Raw genomic sequence first — 16,588 nt, forward strand, 5'->3', positions numbered from 1 at the left:
GATAGACACAGCGGTGTCGAGCAGACCATCCACCGTTTGCTATCGCACTGACAGGAAACGGGTGGCGGCGAATGGGAGGGAGCAATAGCCATCTCCTGCATCACAATCAGGAGGTAGAGATGGAACTGACAAACAAGACAATCATCGTCACCGGAGCGAGCAGCGGGATTGGAGCTGCCGCTGCGAGACTATTCGCATCCGAGGGTGCGAACGTCGTCTTGGCGGCCAGACGGTCAGACGAACTCCGCTCAGTGGCGGAGGATATCACCAGAAGCGGCGGTCGAGCGGTCTGGCGCTCAGGCGATGTGCTTGATGGAGCTTATCTTGCCATGTTGACCGAATTGGCTCTTCAGAGCTTCGGCGGCCTGAATGGCGCGTTCAACAATGTCGGGATCGTCGGCGATATGGTCGCGGTGCCTGAGATGTCCATCGACAACTGGAATGCGGTAATCGCGACAAATCTGACCAGCGCGTTCTGGGCTGCGAAAGCACAAGTTCCAGCCCTGAAGGAACAGGGCGGCGGTTCCATTGTCTTCACCTCCTCCTTCGTCGGGTTCAGTAACGGTGGGCTGCCCGGCATGGGAGCCTACGCCGCCTCCAAGGCGGGGCTGAACGGGCTCGTGCAATCGCTTGCTTCCGAGCACGCTGCTGACGGCATCCGGATCAACGCACTCTTGCCCGGAGGCACCGTCACCCCTGCAGGTGGCGAAGGCAATCCTGATGCTTTGACCTTCGTTTCTGGCCTGCACCCGATGAAGAGGATGGCTTCCGCCTCGGAGATTGCTCAGGCCGCGGTTTTCCTGCTCTCCGATCGGTCCCAGTTCATGACCGGCAGTCCTATGATCGTCGATGGGGGTATGTCCGTACGTCTGCTCTAACTGGAGAATTGGTGTCGCACTCGGCGGAGTTCGTTGCGACACCTCTCGTCACAGATAGCCGCTGTTAATCGCTCCGCTGCTTTCAAATGACGGCATTGGCCCGATAGCCAACATCGACATTCGGCTGTGCGGTAAGAGCCTATTTCCAAACAAGAAAGGCGGCGGCACGGCACACTGGCTGCCAAAATCCCGTTCCCGCCTCCCTCATCCCTTTTTTGCGGTTGTGCAGATGCGCCATTCTTTGCTAGCAGAGGCGACCGTTTTTAGCCCCGCCTTGTGGCGCCTTCCCCCGAGAAGGCAAGGAAAGTGACATGCCCGATCTGCTCCTAGAACTCCGCTCCGAAGAGATCCCGGCCCGCCTGCAGCGCAAGGCCGCCGGCGACCTGAAGAAGCTCGTGACCGATGCACTCGTCGAAGCAGGCCTTTCCTACGAAGGTGCGCGTGAATACTGGACGCCGCGCCGGCTGACACTCGACATCCGCGGGCTGACGGCCCGCTCCGCCGACGTGCGCGAAGAGCGCAAAGGCCCACGCACCGACGCCAACGAAAAGGCGATCGAAGGCTTCCTGCGCGGTGCCGGCCTTGCCTCGATTTCCGAGGCGCAGGTTCAGAGCGACCCGAAGAAGGGCGATTTCTACATCGCCGTGATCTCCAAGCCGGGCCGCAACGCGGAAGAAATCATCGCCGGCATCATGCCTGCCATCATCCGCGATTTCCCATGGCCGAAGCCTATGCGCTGGGGCAAGGCGTCCGCGCAGCCGGGTTCGCTGCGGTGGGTTCGCCCGCTGCAATCGATCATCTGCCTATTCGGCACCGAGCATGAGGAAACGACGGTCATCCCGTTCGAGGTCGGCGGCATCGTCGCCTCCAACGTGACCTACGGGCACCGTTTCCACGCGCCGGACGCGATTACCGTCAAGCGCTTCGACGATTATGTTGCGAGCCTGGAGAAGGCCAAGGTGATCCTCGACGGCGAGCGCCGCAAGGACATCATTCTGCACGACGCCCGGGATGTCGCCTTCGCGAACGGCCTGGAACTGGTGGAAGATGAGGGCCTGCTCGAAGAGGTGTCCGGCCTCGTCGAATGGCCGCAGGTGCTCATGGGCAGTTTCGAGGAGGATTACCTCTCGATCCCGTCCGAGATCATCCGCCTGACGATCAAGACGAACCAGAAGTGCTTCGTGACGCGCCCCGTCGGCGGCGACACGCTGTCGAACAAGTTCATCCTCGTTTCCAACATCGAGGCGAGCGACGGCGGCAAGGAAATCATTCACGGCAACGGCAAGGTCGTGCGCGCCCGTCTTTCCGACGCGCTGCATTTCTGGAAACGCGACCAGGGCAACCTACCGGATCTGGAAACGCTTGAGGCCTCGGCCAAGAAGTTCAGCCTCGACCTTAAGAAGCCGCTCGACCAGCGCATGGCGAAGCTCGATTCGCTCAACGTCACCTTCCATGCCAAGCTCGGCACCCAGGGCGAGCGCGTCGAGCGCATCCGCGCCATGGCGGCGAAGGTCGCCTTCCCTGCTGGCGCCGATTACAAGCTGGTCGATCGCGCGGTCGTGCTGGCAAAGGCAGACCTTCGCACCGAAGCCGTCGGCGAGTTTCCGGAACTGCAGGGCGTGATGGGCCGGAAATATGCCGCCCTCCAGGGCGAAGACGCCGTCGTCTCGACCGCCATCGAAGAGCACTACAAGCCGCAAGGTCCGTCCGACCAGTTGCCGCAGGACAAGGTTGCGATCACTGTCGCGCTGGCCGACAAGCTGGACACGCTGATCGGTTTCTGGGCTGTCGACGAAAAGCCGACCGGCTCGAAGGATCCCTTTGCACTGCGCCGCGCCGCGCTTGGCGTCATCCGCATCATCCTGGAGCGTGGCGTCCACCTGACGCTGCTGCCGCGGATCGTCAGCCACATGGGCCGGATCGACATGGATATCGGCAACACCGTTGACGCCGACGACATGTCGCGACAGCTGGATCTGCTGTCCTTCTTCCACGATCGCCTGAAGGTCTACCTGCGTGACCAGGGTGCCCGCCACGATCTCATCGATGCGGTGCTGACGCCCGAGACCGATGACCTGCGCATGGTTGCCCGTCGTGTCGAGGCGCTGACTGCGTTCATCACCTCCGAAGACGGCAAGAACCTGCTTGCAGGCACGAAGCGCGCCGTGCAGCTGCTGGCCGCCGAGGAGAAGAAGGGCACCGTCGTTACTGATGGCGTTTCCGAAGCATTGCTCAAGCTCGATGCCGAGCGTGAGCTCTTCGCGGCGATCACCACCGCTTCCGCAGAAGCGACAGAGGCTGTTTCGAAGGAAGACTTCCGCTCGGCGATGGCGGCACTCTCCAAGCTGCGCGAACCCGTCGATCGCTTCTTCGACGACGTGCTCGTGAACGACCCGGACGCGGCGATCCGTGCCAACCGACTTGCCTTGCTCCGCCTCATCCGCGAAGCGACAGGCACGGTTGCCGACTTCTCGAAGATCGCCGGCTAATCGGCGTCAGCCCATAACGCCCGCCGTTGCAGCAGCCAGAACCGCGTAGCGCGCGGTTTTGGCGATCGTCACGAGCGCCAGAAATGTCGGCAACGGCTCCTTGAGAACACCGGCGACGACAGTGATGGGGTCGCCGACAACAGGCAGCCAGCTGGCAAGCAGCGACCACTTGCCGTAGCGACGATACCAGCCCTGAGCCCTGTCGAGCGCAGCCCCGCCGACGGGAAACCAACGCCTGTCGCGGAAACGCTCTATCCCGCGTCCGAGCAGCCAGTTCAGCAGCGAGCCAAGCACATTTCCCGCGCTGGCAATGGCGACGAGCAGGACAATCGAGTACTCCCCTGCCAGAATGAGGGCGACCAGCCCGGCTTCGGATTGCATCGGGAAGATCGTCGCCGCCGCAAACGACATTGCGAACAACCCTGCATAGATCGCAAGGCCAGTCATGGCATGTCCGACGGCAGCGCCGCCATACGGCTGGACGGTCTCGGAATGACGAAATCCTCTTCGTGATGACTTTTGGCGATGGCGGCGGCCAGGGGACAAAGGCTGGAACTATCATGTCCGCTGCGTTATGCCCAACGCCATGCAGAAGATTCTCGTCAGCGCCTGCCTCATGGGTCACGCGGTCCGTTATGACGGCCGGTCGAAACCGCTTCTCCATCCAGCCATCGAGCGCTGGCGTGCGGAGGGCCGGCTGGTGACGATCTGTCCGGAGATGTCCGCAGGCATGCCGGTACCGCGACCGCCGGCGGAAATCGAGAATGGCGCCACCGGCGCGGATGTCCTGGCGGGAACGGCCCGGGTCGTCGAGATCACCGGCGGTGACGTCACCGCGCAATTTTGGCAGGCGGCGGAGAACGCGTTGCGACTTGCCACGGAGGAAGGTTGCCGCCTTGCGCTGCTGATCGACGGAAGCCCCTCCTGCGGCTCGGGCTTCATCTATGACGGGTCATTTGCGGGCACGAGGCTGAGTGGCAGCGGCGTCACCGCAGCGCTGCTGCAGCAGGCAGGCGTCGAGGTCTATTCCGACCGGGATATCGAGGCGCTGCTGACGCGACTGGCCGAGATCGAAAAGCCTACAACGTAAACAGCCGCCGGATTTCTCCAGCGGCTGTAAAAGTTCGACAAGGGATGACAGCTGATTACGCGGCGCGGCGGACCTGCTGCGTGAGTTCGCTGCCGTTGCTGATGCGGAAGCCGCGAATGAGGTTCAGCAGTTCGTCGGTGTCGTTGGCGAGCGATTCCGCCGAAGCCGTCGTTTCCTCCGCCATCGCGGCGTTCTGCTGGGTCGCGGCGTCGAGCTGGTTCATCGAGGACGAGATCGAGCGCAGCGTCGTATCCTGTTCGGAGGCGCTGTGGGCGATCTTGGCGACGATTTCGTTGGCAGCCTTGATCTGATCGGAAATGCGCTTCAGGGCTTCACCGGCTTCGCCGACCAGCTTGACGCCTTGGTCGACCTGGCCAGACGACCGTGCGATCTGGTCCTTGATCTCCTTGGCGGCAGCAGCCGAACGCTGCGCGAGCTCACGCACTTCCTGCGCCACGACCGCGAAGCCCTTGCCGGATTCGCCGGCGCGGGCCGCTTCGACACCGGCGTTCAGCGCCAGCAGGTTGGTCTGGAAGGCGATGTCGTCGATGACGCCGATGATCTTGCCGATTTCGTCGGATGACTTCTCGATACCGCTCATGGCAGCGATGGCTTCCGTCACGACCGCATCGCTGCGGGTTGCTTCGGTGCTGACCGCATGGACGCGCTTGCTTGCTTCGTGCGCGCCTTCGGCAGTCTGGCGAACGGCGACGGTGAGCTGATCCAGCGCGGCAGACGTCTCTTCGAGGCTTGCGGCCTGGCGCTCGGTGCGCTGCGAGAGGTCGTTGGAGGCGCGGCGGATCTCTTCCTTGCTGACACTGATGTCGCCGCCCTTGGCGTTGACCCGAGCCATGGCTGCCTCAAGATGCGAGAGAGCATCGTTGAAGTTGTCACGGAGGGCCTCGTACTTGCCGCCGAGGTCGGCACAGCGAACCGTCAGATCGCCACGCGCAATCTGCTCGAGGGCTTGGCCGATCGTCGCGACGACGCGCGTCTGAGCCGCCGCTTCATCGCGCTGCAGACGCTGGCTGTTCTCACGCTCGCCATCCAGTGCCATCTGCTGCGCGGTTTCGCGCTCGGACATCACGTGCCGTTCCTTGACCTTCTGCTGCAGCGACTGGGTCGCCCGTGCCATCATGCCGATCTCGTTGTTCATTTCGGCATGCGGGATCGCGAGCGTGACGTTTTCGTCGGCGACCGCTTCCAGTGCCTGGTGAACATCCTGCAGCGGCTTGGAGATGCCGCGAATGAAGTAGTAGGCGGCAGCGATGCCGGCAACCGCGATGATCGCGCAGGCAATCAGCGCCTTCCAGATCGCAGCATTGATCTGCGCCTGCAAGTCATCGAGATAGACGCCGCTGGACACGACGAGCTGCCACGGTTCGAAGGAGGCCGAGTATGAGCCCTTCTCGAACAGCTGGTCAGCAGGCTGGCCCGGCTTGCTCCAGTAATAGATCGTCCGACCGCCACCGGCGCGGCCCTTGGCAACCATGTCCTTGCTGAAATAGGTGCCGTTCTGATCCACCTGGCTGCTCATGTCCTTGCCGATGTTGACGGGGCTCGGATGGAAGCGCTGAACCACGCTGTAGTCGTAACCGAACAGATAGCCAGCCGGCTCGAACTTGACCTTGGAGAGAATCTTGAAGGCCTCAGCCTGGGCGGCTTCATGCGTCATCTCGCCCGACTTCTCGCGCTGATAATAGGCATCCAGTACGGAGATGCCTGATTCCACCTGCGTGCGCAGAAGATCGAAGCGATCGTCGTAGATCGCCTGCGATGTGGTACGGATCTGGAAGAAAGTGGCAATGGCGAAGGCGGCCATCAGCACGCCGACAAGGGCGAAAAGCTGGTGCGCAATCTTGAGCTTTTTCATGAATGTCTCGCGAATATGGATGAACGGGAAATTCCGGACCGGTCAACTCCCGACCTTCGCGCAGCAGCACGCATGGCGAGCGCAATCATGCGCCCTCCGGCATATCGATAAAATTAGAGTGAATGGTTGAATTATCGTTTAAGATCAGACCCCATAGCGGCATGCGGCCTATGCGAGATCTAACCCGTATCTTTTTGCAGGCGAACGCAATCTGCGCCCGGCACGATATGGCAGGCAGATACAGAAAATGCGCCCCTGCTTCTCTTCAGGAGCGCATTTATCCACCGCAGGGGTGGAACCCCATTCAATCGAAACCTTGATCGGAGGGGCAGGGAACTTTGAATTAGGGCCGCAGCTCGAAAGATGAAACGTCGAGCGGGGCGATTTGTTCCCGCGCTCCCGCAACGCCGGCAGCGACGGGCTTGGTATTGGTGCCGATGACGGCTGCGGTGGTTGCCGTCTCATCAATGCCGTCTGGCGCGGAGACAATCGCGGTCGTCGTGGGCGCCTTGGTGACGAAGACGACGGGCGAACCGCCCATCCAGCCTTCCGTGCGATAAAGCTTCTTCTCGCCGTCGATGTCGCGGATCTGCGAATGCTCGAGCGCGCCATCGGCCAACGTAGGGACGATGTAGTCCTTTTTCATCTGCTTTGGCTGGAGCGGCGGACACGTGGTGCACACCTTCGTGAGGATGCTGCTGCTACCGCTGCCGGCACCGGTCCCGACGACCTCGATCGAGGAGGCAAAGGCAGAGCCGGCCGCAAACACAGCTATCGCACCCAAAATGACCTGACGCATGGAACTCTCCGTCTCACGTTGAGAAGAGACTAGCGCGGCTTTGTTTCCATCCCGTCAGGGGAAAGGGTAAAAATTTAGAGAACTGACCCGATTTCGGGTTTGCTCACGCTTTTTCGCGCTTGATTGCCTGCCAGCCGATATCGCGGCGACAGAAACCATTGTCCCACTCCACCTTGTCGAGCAGGGCATAGGCGCGAGACTGGGCTTCGCCGACGGTCTTGCCTGATGCTGTGACGTTCAACACGCGGCCCCCGGTGGCGACCAGGGCGCCATCCTTCAGGGCTGTGCCGGCATGGAACACCTTGGCGCCCTCGCCCGCTTCGGGAATGGAGTTGATCGGCGTGTTCTTGTCGTAGCTTCCAGGATAGCCCTTCGATGCCATGACGACCGTCAGCGCCGGATCGTCGCTCCACTCGGCCGTGACCTTATCCAGCGTGCCGGTTGCCGTCGCATAGAGGATCGGCAGCAGGTCGCTCTTCAGGCGCATCATCAGCACCTGGCATTCGGGATCGCCGAAGCGGACGTTGTATTCGATCAGCTCCGGGCCCTTCTTGGTGATCATCAGGCCGGCGAAGAAGACGCCGGAGAAGGGATAGCCGCTTTCGGCCATGCCCCGCATCGTGGGCTCGATGATCTCCTTCATCGTGCGCTCGACCATCTCAGCCGTCATCACGGGCGCCGGCGAATAAGCGCCCATGCCGCCGGTGTTCGGGCCCGTATCGCCCTCGCCCACCCGCTTGTGGTCCTGGGCGGTGGCCAGCGCCAGCGCGTGCTTGCCATCGCTGAGGCAGAAGAAGCTTGCCTCTTCGCCATCGAGATAGGCCTCCACCACGACTTCGGCGCCGGCGGCGCCAAACGCGCCTTCGAAGCAATCGTCGACAGCGGCGAGCGCTTCATCGATAGTCATGGCGACGGTCACACCCTTGCCGGCGGCGAGGCCATCGGCCTTGACGACGATCGGGGCGCCCTGCTCGCGAATATAGGCCTTGGCCTTGGGGGCGTTGTTGAAGCGCTGGTAGGCGCCGGTTGGAATGTCGTAGCGGGCGCAGATGTCCTTGGTGAACCCCTTGGAGCCTTCGAGCTGGGCAGCAGCAGCCGAGGGGCCGAAGACGGCAAAGCCTGCGGCGCGCAGCTTGTCGGCAATGCCCGCGACCAGCGGCGCTTCCGGGCCGACGACGATAAGGTCAATTGCCTTTTCCTTGCAGAAGGCAATGACCGCGGCGTGGTCGTCGACATCGACGGCAACCAGGGTCGCATGATCGGCGATACCGGGATTGCCGGGTGCGGCGTAGAATTCCGTCATGAGAGGCGATTGCGCCAGCTTCCAGGCCAATGCGTGCTCGCGTCCGCCCGATCCGATCAACAGAACCTTCATGCCCGTCCCTTTCGCGTTTCCGTCTGGCGGTTAAGGGGAGTGGGCCCAAAGGTCAAGCGAGAATGCTTGCCGGGGTCAAGCGAGAATGCTTGCCGGGGTCAAGCGAGAATGCTTGCCCGGGGTCAAGCAGCATGCTCCACCGGTCAAGCGGAAAGCTGCCTTAGAGGATGGATGAAGGCTTACCAGCCCCCGCCGCCACCGCCGCCGCCACCGCCACCGGAGAAACCACCGCCGCCACCGCTGCCGCCGGAGAAGGCCGACGAGGAGCTGGGTGGCGGGCTCGGTAGCGTGGAAGCAATGGTCGAAGCCATCGACGACGAGAAGCCGCCGATCCGATCGGAAAAATTACCGCTGCTGAAATTGCCGGAATACCAGCCGGGATGATAGGCGGCAGCGCCAGCCACCCCTGCGGCGGCGGCCGCGAGCCAGAGTTCGAAGGTCCGGCTCCACGGCTTCTCGACGCCAAGCGCGACGGCATAGGGCAACAGCTTTTCGAAATGTTGCGGCGACATCTCGGGCGCGCCTGCCATGTTCATGCGGTCTCTTTCGGCAAGCGTCAGATACTGGCGCAATCCGTCGATGCCATCCATCAGCTTCGCGCCGAGCGGCGTCGGCGCTCCCATGATGAAGACATAGAGCACGTTCAACAACACGATGCCGCCGATCGCAAACAGCATCGGCGTCTCGTGGAGTTCCATTAGCGACGAGAACAGGGCGAGCCCCAGGCTCGAAAGAATGCTGAAGCCGATGAAGGCTACGATGGCAATCGAGATCACCGCCACGATCTTGCCGCCCAGCGAACGGCCCGGGCGAAAGGACTTGGCGATATTGCCGATGAAGATCGAGACGAAAACGGTGACGATGATGGGGATCACCATTAGGGCGATCGCATCGGGCTCCAGCGTGCCGAAGACGAAGAGAGCGACCAGCGCCGCCGCACTGAGGATAATGCCGCCCGCGGTGTAGCCGGCGTTGGAGTTGTAGTATTGGCCGCGATGCTCACGCTCTATGGCCGAGCGGAAGCTCTCGCCGACCGATTTCACGCGCTGGCCGTTCGCCTTGTCGATGGTGAGCGATCCCCTGCTGCCGACGGCGTTCAGCAGGCTCGCCTCGCCCGCTTCCAACTTTTCCTTGCCGACGGGCTTGTCGGTGCGGCGGATGATAATCGAGTTCTTCAGGTCCTCGAGCACGACATAGCCGCGCACCGCGAGATTGAGCGCCGTTGCCGAAAGCGCCGTCCAGCCCTGACCGGAGAAGCCACGATTGTCGATATAGTTCACCAGCGCCGGCGAGATGCCATCCGGCGGATCCCAGCGCGGCACGATGATACCGCGCGCCGGATCGCGGCCGACCTTCAGCCAGGAGCGCGTGTAGTAGAGAAAGACCAGGATCAAGCCGCCGAAGCCGATGAGATAGTCGCGATTGTCGCTCAACCACCAGCGCTTGGTGTCCGCGTCGCTCGGAGGATCGATCGATCCCTTCGGCATCTTGACCGCGATCGTTAAACCTTCACCGGCATCCAGCGGCTGGCTGGCTGTAAACACCAGGCGATCGCCGCTTGTGGAGACACGCGCGTTCCGGTCCGTGGAGCCAAGCGGGCCGGTAAAGAAGGCCGTGTCGATCGAACGCACGCCCTCGGGCAGCTTCACGGAGGCCGTCGCCGCCATGATCGGAAAGATCCACCCGTTTCCGGTGACGTTCCAATAGAGCTCGTCGTGATCGGGGAAATAGCGGATCTGCCGGTTGGTGCGGTAGGTGATGTCGTACTGATGCCGGCCATAGTTCAGCATGACGTCTTCCGACCCGGCGTAGATACGAATGCCGCCGGTGATGGCTTCGGTGTGCCAGGGTTCATCGCGCCCGTCACGCTTCACCGAGACGACGTCGAAATCGACGCGGATGGTGCGCCCATCGGCATTCTTCATGGTCAGCGGAAAGTCGCGAAAGATGCCGCGCCGGATGCGATTGCCCTCGGCATTGACGAATATGGATTCCGTCACCGTCATCGAGCCGCTCTTGTCGAGCACGATGTCGGAGGCAAACGAATTGATCACCTCCTTGGCAAGAGAGGGGCCAGCGGCAAGCATCAGGAGCAGTGCAAAGCAAAAACCGAGAAGCCGCCGGATCATTCCATTCCCCCGCCCGCGGCTTCCCGCCGCCTCAGATAGTGTCAGTCCTCATCCGCATAGGTCACGCCAAGCCCCGCCAGCATTCGCCAGTAGGACGGGAAGGTCTTGCCGACGCAATCCGGATCCAGAATGGTGATGCCGTCGATCTTCAGGCCGGCCAGCGCGAAGCTCATGGCGATGCGGTGATCGGCGAAGGTGTCGATATCGGCCGGCAGATGCTGGCCTGATAGTGCCGGGTCGGATGCGACGATCAGGTCGTCACCGTCCTCGGTGGCAAGCCCCGCGCGGATATTGTTGAGGCCGGTCGAGACGGCATGGATGCGATCGCATTCCTTGACGCGCAGGTTGGCGATGCCGACGAAGCGCACCGGCGTTTCGTTGAAGGCGGCCAGCACGGCAATGGTCGGCACCGCATCCTGCATCTGCGAGCCGTCGATTTCGGCCGGCAAGTTCGGGAACTGCTTGATGACGTCGTATGCCTTGGCGTCCGGCTGAGTGAAATCCTCATTGGCGACGCCGAGGTCGATCGCACCCTTGGTCAGCACTTCGGCGGCCCAGAGATAGGTGGCGGCGGAGGCGTCCGGCTCGATGACAAAGTCGGTGGCGGTGTAGCCGGTCGGCTCGATCACCCACAAGGACGGCGTCGGCTGCGTGACCTTGGCGCCGAAGGCGCGCATGACAGCGAGCGTCAGATCGATATAGCCACGCGCGCCGATATCGGCGCCGGCAAGCTCGATCGTGAACGGCTCGGAACCGCAGGCGGCCGCCATCTGCAGGGCGGACACATACTGGCTGGAGAGGCCGGCATCGATGACGACCTTGTTGCTGGCGAAGCGGCCGTTGGCGTCGATCGTGACGGGCGGGCAACCGGTGGGTGCCTCGATCGCGACACCGAGCGCCTTCAGGGCATCGACCAGCGGCTTGATCGGCCGCTTGCGCATGTGCTCGTCGCCATCGACGACATAACGGCCATGGCCGAGCGCCAGCGCTGCCGTCAGGAAGCGTGTCGCGGTGCCGGCATTGCCGAGAAAGAGCGGCGCCGAGGGAGACTTGAGCTCGCCGGAACTGGTGACGACGAAGGTCGTCGCATCGGGCTCATCCACCGTCACGCCCATGGCGCGCAGAGCTTCGGCCATATAGCGCGTGTCGTCGCTCTTCAGCGCGCCGGTCAGCCGGCTGGTGCCCTTGGCGAGACCGGCCAGAAGCAGCGCGCGATTGGTGATCGACTTCGAGCCGGGAGGTACGGCGCGACCGGACAGCGGCTTGGCCGCCGGGATGATGGTGAGCTTGTCTTTACTCATTACCTTGTCTTTTCCGTCTTTGCGCAACGGCCTTGTCGGGCCACGATCATGCCCTGCTCATAGCAGCTTTTACGCAAAGGCAAATGGCGGATATCAGAACTTTACGGTCGGGACAGCGCGATCGGCCTCGTTGGTGATCTCGAAATACTCCCGCTTGCTGAAACCGAACTGACCGGCGACCAGATTGGACGGGAAGCTTTCGACCTTGACGTTGAGATCGCGGGCAGCGCCGTTGTAATAGCGCCGCGCCATCTGGATTTCGCTTTCCATCGTCTCGAGCGAAGACTGGAGCTCGCGAAAATTCTCGTTGGCCTTCAGATCAGGATAGGCTTCGGCCAGCGCCATGACACGACCAAGCGCAGCACCAAGCAAGCCTTCCGCCTGGGCGCGGCCGGCGACATCGCCCGTGGGCACGGCCTGCGCCTGGTTTCGGAGCTTGACCACCTCTTCCAGCGTCGTCTTTTCGTGCGTGGCGTAGCCTTTGACGGTCTCGATCAGATTGGGGATCAGGTCGGCTCGGCGTTTCAACTGTACGTCGATGCCGGACCAAGCTTCCTCTGCCATCTGCCGGGCGCGAACAAGACCATTGTAGATGAAGACGGCATAGAGCGCGATCAGGACGATGACGCCGAGAGCTATTAACATCGAGAATCCCCCGCAACGACGTAAAGTTGCCCGCGAGACTATGCGGCTTGCCTCGGCTTGTCATCCGGCATTTGCAGGCGTAGTTGATGAAGAAGCAGGGTACCAGATACCACGCGACTGCCACTCCGTCCTTCAGCTATGTGGCAGCGTAGTGTTCGAGCTTCGGACGATCCCGCAACCCGAACGCATCCTGCTGTGTGCTCCACACATGCTTCACCATCGCGAGTGTCGCGAATAACGACGCTATGCCGAGGCCTTCAGCAACCATCGTGAACTTGCTGGAAAATACCAAATCATCGATGACTTCGGATGTGGCCGCATAGCGAAACGCGGCCTTTGAAACAAAAATATCCGCAATCCAGAGCACCCACCACAGAATAACAAAGTTGAGCGTTTCGGGTTGCTGATCTGCTTCCTTGCTTGAATTAAATCCATGTAGCGACAGGGTCGCCAGATAAATTTCCTTCACTGCAAAATAGGGTCGAACTAGATTCATGATCGGCACGAAGAACCAACCAACGGACCAACCCGGAGAGTAGCGCATATTGGTCGCGCCTAACGCTCTTGCCAGCTTGTTACTCTTGAATACCCAGAGGAGCAGCAAGACAAAGCTCGCAATAGACACGACTATCTGCAGCGCCGTTATTATGTTCTGATTGTGATCACTGGCAGCCGCCTCGGCCACGATCGCTGTTGCGTCTGCAAACGAATGATCCCGCAGAGAAACAAGTATACGGAATGCCAGAAACTCAAAAATGAGAGCGATCAGCGCCAACGCTACACAAATATGGAGAGAATGCTTTAGGGCGCTGCTGACTTTCTTTACTGCCTCGTAACGAAACTCGACTTCTGTTCGCATGTGACCCCCACGTGAAAACTACCACCTCAACGGCATCTGCCATCAAGGGTTGCTTTTCAATAGGACGCCACACCCAGCCGTGACAACGGGTGCGCTGGGTTAAGTCACAGTATTATGCGGCTGCCTTGCCGAGGTTGACGCCGCCGGCGTCCGTCAGCAGGAAGGCTTCGCCGCAGGCCTTGGCGAGCGTACGCACGCGCAGGATATAGCTCTGGCGCTCCGTCACCGAGATCACGCCGCGCGCGTCCAGCAGGTTGAAGACGTGCGACGCCTTGATGCACTGGTCGTAGGCCGGGAAAACGCACCTGTGCAGCTTCTGGTTATCGTTGTCGCCGGGTGCGCCGGCGGCGAGAAGCGCCTGGCATTCCTTTTCGGCATCGATGAAGTGGCGATGCAGCATCTCGGTGTTGGCGTATTCGAAGTTGTGGCGCGAGTATTCCTGTTCGGCCTGCAGAAAGACGTCGCCGTAGCTGATCTTCTCGGCACCTTCGCGGCCGTTGAAGTTCAGGTCGTAGACGTTGTCGACGCCCTGGACATACATCGCGAGGCGCTCGAGGCCGTAGGTCAGTTCGCCCGCGACAGGCGAGCATTCGAGGCCGCAGACCTGCTGGAAATAGGTGAACTGCGAGACTTCCATGCCGTCGCACCAGCACTCCCAGCCGAGCCCCCAGGCGCCGAGCGTCGGGCTTTCCCAGTCGTCCTCGACGAAACGGATGTCGTGCAGCAGCGGATCGAGGCCGATGGCGGCGAGCGAACCGAGATAGAGTTCCTGCAGATTCGGCGGGTTCGGCTTCAGGATGACCTGGTACTGGTAATAGTGCTGCAGGCGGTTGGGGTTTTCACCATAGCGACCATCGGACGGGCGGCGCGACGGCTGCACATAGGCAGCCTTCCATGGCTTGGGACCAAGCGCACGCAGCGTGGTCGCCGGGTGGAAGGTACCGGCGCCGACTTCCATGTCGTAAGGCTGCAGCACCGCGCAACCCTTGTCCGCCCAGTAGCTGTGCAGCGTCAGGATCAGCGCCTGAAAGGAGCGCTTGGGGTTCATGTGGTCGGGAATGCTGGATGCAGACATGAGGTTAGTCGCCATTTCAATTGGTTCGGTCGGGGACAGGTGCCACGAGCGGCGGTGAGGGTCAAGCATTTCGCACGGATGGGTGGGGGCGAGCGTGATTACAGAAAGGGATTAATGACGGTCATCCGCCCATCTATGATCAGACCGTGCTGCAAATCCTCGGAATAATAACGTGTGCAGCCCATCGCCAGCGCTGCGGACAGCATCGTGGCGTCGTAAAACGCCAAATTATAGCGCTTGGCCAGATCAATTGCGCCTTTGGTCGTGCTCAGGTTCAAACTGCTTATGGTTGCCGCCATGGTCGTCAAAGCGTCGACCGCACTCTCTATTTCAGGCCATGAGAGATTGAGCTTCTTTCGTCCGACATTTGCGAATTCATTCAATGCCTGAACGCTCATCGCGAACGGCTCTAGCAACAGACTTTGCGCCACCAGTGCCTTGCTATCCTCTGATAGAGCATAGACGATGATGTTGGTGTCGAGGAAATTGACAACCTCCGCCATTATCGCCTGTTCGCGTCTTCTCGGTCGAACTTCCAGTCCGACGGAAGCTGCAGTTTGAACGCCTTGATGCGTTCAAATGCTCTCTCTCGCACGTCGTTGCGCGCAATCTCAAACGCCATGTCTTCGGCGACGCGGATTGTCACGTCGTCGCCTTCTTTCAGCTCAAGCGCGTCGACGACGACACTGGGGATGCGGACGGCAAGGCTATTGCCCCATTTGGCAACCTGCATGGCACACCTCATGATATACACTGCCCTCCTGTATATCATGAAAAAGGAGAAGCATCAAACCTGCCGCAATTCGCTCGCCGCACAAGGAAGCCGACATGAGGCTACTCGTCATCGTCCTTCTTCAGGTGATACTCCCCGGTCACCGGGTCCTTGACCAGCGTACCGATCGCGCCGGTCTGCCGCTCCTTCTGGGCGCGGCGCGATCGTTCGGAAAGCCTCTGGGCTTCCGCGACGAAGCGGCGGTAGAGAAGCCAGGCGCCCGCGACCAGCAGGCCCATGATTATCAGTTGCGGCATATCGCCTGTTTTTCACTCCCTCAGAAGCCGTAGCGGCTCCACAATGCCCTTTCCTCGGCGGTCTCCACAAGTCCAGTTGCGAATCCTGAGGCAGCACCTTCGAGCGAGCCCGATGATATGCCCGGAATACGGCGGCCGAAAAGCCCCCTCGCCGGCGTTACCAGTTCAAGCTTCGTTTTCGTGCCATAGCGCCGCTTCATTTCCTGCCGCATGTCGCCCAGTCCGTCGACCAGGCCGAGCTCCAGACCACGGGTGCCCGTCCAGAAGAGACCGGAAAATACCGTCTCGTCATCCTTGAGCTTGCCGGCGCGCCGCTCCCGGACCATGGAAATGAAGACCTGGTGGATCTCGAGCTGCAGGGTTTTCAGATATTCGATGTCCTTTTCCTTTTCCGGCTGGAACGGGTCGAGGATCACCTTGTTTTCGCCGGCGGTATAGACGCGACGCTCGATGCCGATCTTTTTCAGCAGCTCCGGGAAACCGAAACCGCCGGACACCACGCCAATCGAGCCAACGATCGATGTCGGATCGGCGATGATCTCATCGCCTGCGAGCGCGATCATGTAGCCGCCGGACGCGGCGACATCCTCGACGAACACGAGCACCTTCTTCTGCTTTTCACGCGCGAGCTCGCGAATGCGGCTGAAGATCAGGCGCGACTGGACAGGGGAGCCGCCCGGCGAATTGATGGAGATGGCGACGGCGGGCGCGCTCTTGTAGCTGAAGGCCTTCTCGAGAACCTGTGCGGTCGAGGCGAGATTGAGGGCCGGTCGGAACTGGCTGCCTCCGCTCATGATCGCGCCCTGAAGCCGGACCACGGGAATGACGATACCCTCCTTGCGGAACCGCTTGGGCATCAGCTTTCTCAAAAATCCGGCCATTTCCAATCCTTTGCATCGATTTGAGCGAACGCATTCCATGTATGCAACACTACGCCAAACGCAATGGGCCGCACACAAAACATCTGCCGATCGCATTTCTTGTTGCGAATGACTTGCATTATCATTCTAATCGGCCATATTGATTTCAACAATCAAGAGGCAGGC

16 protein-coding genes are annotated in these 16,588 nt (G+C 61.1%); 3 read left to right on the forward strand and 13 right to left on the reverse strand.

Going from position 1 to position 16,588, the window contains the following annotated elements; genetic code table 11:
* Nucleotides 1-119: 119 nt before the first annotated feature.
* Nucleotides 120-878, forward strand: coding sequence for an SDR family oxidoreductase (locus QTL94_RS25690; protein WP_289803484.1), 759 nt, complete (start codon nt 120-122; stop codon nt 876-878).
* A gap of 311 nt (nt 879-1,189) precedes the next feature.
* Nucleotides 1,190-3,367 (forward strand): glycine--tRNA ligase subunit beta, encoded by a 2,178-nt coding sequence (gene glyS, locus QTL94_RS25695; RefSeq protein ID WP_289803485.1) that lies wholly within the window; start codon nt 1,190-1,192, stop codon nt 3,365-3,367.
* Between the two features lie 6 nt (nt 3,368-3,373).
* On the opposite strand, the gene QTL94_RS25700 is transcribed toward glyS, so the two are convergent.
* The gene (locus tag QTL94_RS25700) at nt 3,374-3,814 is read right to left on the reverse strand and encodes a YqaA family protein (protein ID WP_065690229.1); all 441 of its coding nucleotides are present in this window, start codon (nt 3,812-3,814) and stop codon (nt 3,374-3,376) included.
* A 139-nt stretch (nt 3,815-3,953) separates the two neighbouring features.
* Between QTL94_RS25700 and QTL94_RS25705 the strand changes: the two genes are divergently transcribed.
* Nucleotides 3,954-4,457 (forward strand): 2-thiouracil desulfurase family protein, encoded by a 504-nt coding sequence (locus QTL94_RS25705; RefSeq protein WP_289803486.1) that lies wholly within the window; start codon nt 3,954-3,956, stop codon nt 4,455-4,457.
* A gap of 55 nt (nt 4,458-4,512) precedes the next feature.
* On the opposite strand, the gene QTL94_RS25710 is transcribed toward QTL94_RS25705, so the two are convergent.
* From QTL94_RS25710 to QTL94_RS25765, 12 genes are all read right to left on the reverse strand, one after another.
* The gene (locus tag QTL94_RS25710) at nt 4,513-6,330 is read right to left on the reverse strand and encodes a methyl-accepting chemotaxis protein (RefSeq protein WP_289803487.1); all 1,818 of its coding nucleotides are present in this window, start codon (nt 6,328-6,330) and stop codon (nt 4,513-4,515) included.
* A 343-nt stretch (nt 6,331-6,673) separates the two neighbouring features.
* Nucleotides 6,674-7,129 (reverse strand): plant virulence effector HPE1-like domain-containing protein, encoded by a 456-nt coding sequence (locus QTL94_RS25715; RefSeq protein WP_289803488.1) that lies wholly within the window; start codon nt 7,127-7,129, stop codon nt 6,674-6,676.
* A gap of 103 nt (nt 7,130-7,232) precedes the next feature.
* The gene (purD, locus tag QTL94_RS25720) at nt 7,233-8,504 is read right to left on the reverse strand and encodes a phosphoribosylamine--glycine ligase (RefSeq protein ID WP_289803489.1); all 1,272 of its coding nucleotides are present in this window, start codon (nt 8,502-8,504) and stop codon (nt 7,233-7,235) included.
* Nucleotides 8,505-8,683: 179 nt separating this feature from the next.
* Nucleotides 8,684-10,633 (reverse strand): DUF2207 domain-containing protein, encoded by a 1,950-nt coding sequence (locus QTL94_RS25725; RefSeq protein WP_289803490.1) that lies wholly within the window; start codon nt 10,631-10,633, stop codon nt 8,684-8,686.
* Between the two features lie 41 nt (nt 10,634-10,674).
* Nucleotides 10,675-11,934: a 3-phosphoshikimate 1-carboxyvinyltransferase gene (locus QTL94_RS25730; RefSeq protein ID WP_289803491.1), complete on the reverse strand. Its 1,260-nt coding sequence runs from the start codon at nt 11,932-11,934 to the stop codon at nt 10,675-10,677.
* A 93-nt stretch (nt 11,935-12,027) separates the two neighbouring features.
* Complete coding sequence (locus tag QTL94_RS25735; protein WP_289803492.1) at nt 12,028-12,579, reverse strand: LemA family protein; 552 nt, start codon at nt 12,577-12,579, stop codon at nt 12,028-12,030.
* Between the two features lie 136 nt (nt 12,580-12,715).
* Complete coding sequence (locus tag QTL94_RS25740; RefSeq protein ID WP_289803493.1) at nt 12,716-13,438, reverse strand: DUF4328 domain-containing protein; 723 nt, start codon at nt 13,436-13,438, stop codon at nt 12,716-12,718.
* A 112-nt stretch (nt 13,439-13,550) separates the two neighbouring features.
* Entirely contained in the window at nt 13,551-14,513 is a 963-nt protein-coding gene (locus tag QTL94_RS25745; protein WP_289803494.1) for a glycine--tRNA ligase subunit alpha, read from the reverse strand.
* Between the two features lie 98 nt (nt 14,514-14,611).
* Nucleotides 14,612-15,016 (reverse strand): PIN domain-containing protein, encoded by a 405-nt coding sequence (locus QTL94_RS25750; protein WP_289803495.1) that lies wholly within the window; start codon nt 15,014-15,016, stop codon nt 14,612-14,614.
* Entirely contained in the window at nt 15,016-15,246 is a 231-nt protein-coding gene (locus tag QTL94_RS25755; protein ID WP_289803496.1) for an AbrB/MazE/SpoVT family DNA-binding domain-containing protein, read from the reverse strand. The genes QTL94_RS25750 and QTL94_RS25755 overlap by 1 nt, the downstream gene beginning before the upstream one ends.
* A 101-nt stretch (nt 15,247-15,347) precedes the next feature.
* Nucleotides 15,348-15,542 carry a hypothetical protein gene (locus tag QTL94_RS25760; protein ID WP_065689672.1) on the reverse strand — a complete coding sequence of 65 codons (195 nt, stop codon included), beginning with the start codon at nt 15,540-15,542 and terminating at the stop codon, nt 15,348-15,350.
* A 20-nt stretch (nt 15,543-15,562) separates the two neighbouring features.
* Nucleotides 15,563-16,423 (reverse strand): S49 family peptidase, encoded by an 861-nt coding sequence (locus QTL94_RS25765; RefSeq protein ID WP_065689671.1) that lies wholly within the window; start codon nt 16,421-16,423, stop codon nt 15,563-15,565.
* Between the last annotated feature and the right edge of the window lie 165 nt (nt 16,424-16,588).

Source organism: Rhizobium sp. S96 (genome assembly GCF_030382195.1).
Lineage (GTDB): Bacteria > Pseudomonadota > Alphaproteobacteria > Rhizobiales > Rhizobiaceae > Rhizobium.

Excerpts from the sequence above, each read along its gene's own strand:
- QTL94_RS25690 (WP_289803484.1), top strand. The coding sequence starts at position 120 with ATGGAACTGACAAACAAGACAATCATCGTCACCGGAGCGAGCAGCGGG.
- glyS (WP_289803485.1), top strand. The coding sequence starts at position 1,190 with ATGCCCGATCTGCTCCTAGAACTCCGCTCCGAAGAGATCCCGGCCCGC.
- QTL94_RS25700 (WP_065690229.1), bottom strand. The coding sequence starts at position 3,814 with ATGACTGGCCTTGCGATCTATGCAGGGTTGTTCGCAATGTCGTTTGCG.
- QTL94_RS25705 (WP_289803486.1), top strand. The coding sequence starts at position 3,954 with ATGCAGAAGATTCTCGTCAGCGCCTGCCTCATGGGTCACGCGGTCCGT.
- QTL94_RS25710 (WP_289803487.1), bottom strand. The coding sequence starts at position 6,330 with ATGAAAAAGCTCAAGATTGCGCACCAGCTTTTCGCCCTTGTCGGCGTG.
- QTL94_RS25715 (WP_289803488.1), bottom strand. The coding sequence starts at position 7,129 with ATGCGTCAGGTCATTTTGGGTGCGATAGCTGTGTTTGCGGCCGGCTCT.
- purD (WP_289803489.1), bottom strand. The coding sequence starts at position 8,504 with ATGAAGGTTCTGTTGATCGGATCGGGCGGACGCGAGCACGCATTGGCC.
- QTL94_RS25725 (WP_289803490.1), bottom strand. The coding sequence starts at position 10,633 with ATGATCCGGCGGCTTCTCGGTTTTTGCTTTGCACTGCTCCTGATGCTT.
- QTL94_RS25730 (WP_289803491.1), bottom strand. The coding sequence starts at position 11,934 with ATGAGTAAAGACAAGCTCACCATCATCCCGGCGGCCAAGCCGCTGTCC.
- QTL94_RS25735 (WP_289803492.1), bottom strand. The coding sequence starts at position 12,579 with ATGTTAATAGCTCTCGGCGTCATCGTCCTGATCGCGCTCTATGCCGTC.
- QTL94_RS25740 (WP_289803493.1), bottom strand. The coding sequence starts at position 13,438 with ATGCGAACAGAAGTCGAGTTTCGTTACGAGGCAGTAAAGAAAGTCAGC.
- QTL94_RS25745 (WP_289803494.1), bottom strand. The coding sequence starts at position 14,513 with ATGTCTGCATCCAGCATTCCCGACCACATGAACCCCAAGCGCTCCTTT.
- QTL94_RS25750 (WP_289803495.1), bottom strand. The coding sequence starts at position 15,016 with ATGGCGGAGGTTGTCAATTTCCTCGACACCAACATCATCGTCTATGCT.
- QTL94_RS25755 (WP_289803496.1), bottom strand. The coding sequence starts at position 15,246 with ATGCAGGTTGCCAAATGGGGCAATAGCCTTGCCGTCCGCATCCCCAGT.
- QTL94_RS25760 (WP_065689672.1), bottom strand. The coding sequence starts at position 15,542 with ATGCCGCAACTGATAATCATGGGCCTGCTGGTCGCGGGCGCCTGGCTT.
- QTL94_RS25765 (WP_065689671.1), bottom strand. The coding sequence starts at position 16,423 with ATGGCCGGATTTTTGAGAAAGCTGATGCCCAAGCGGTTCCGCAAGGAG.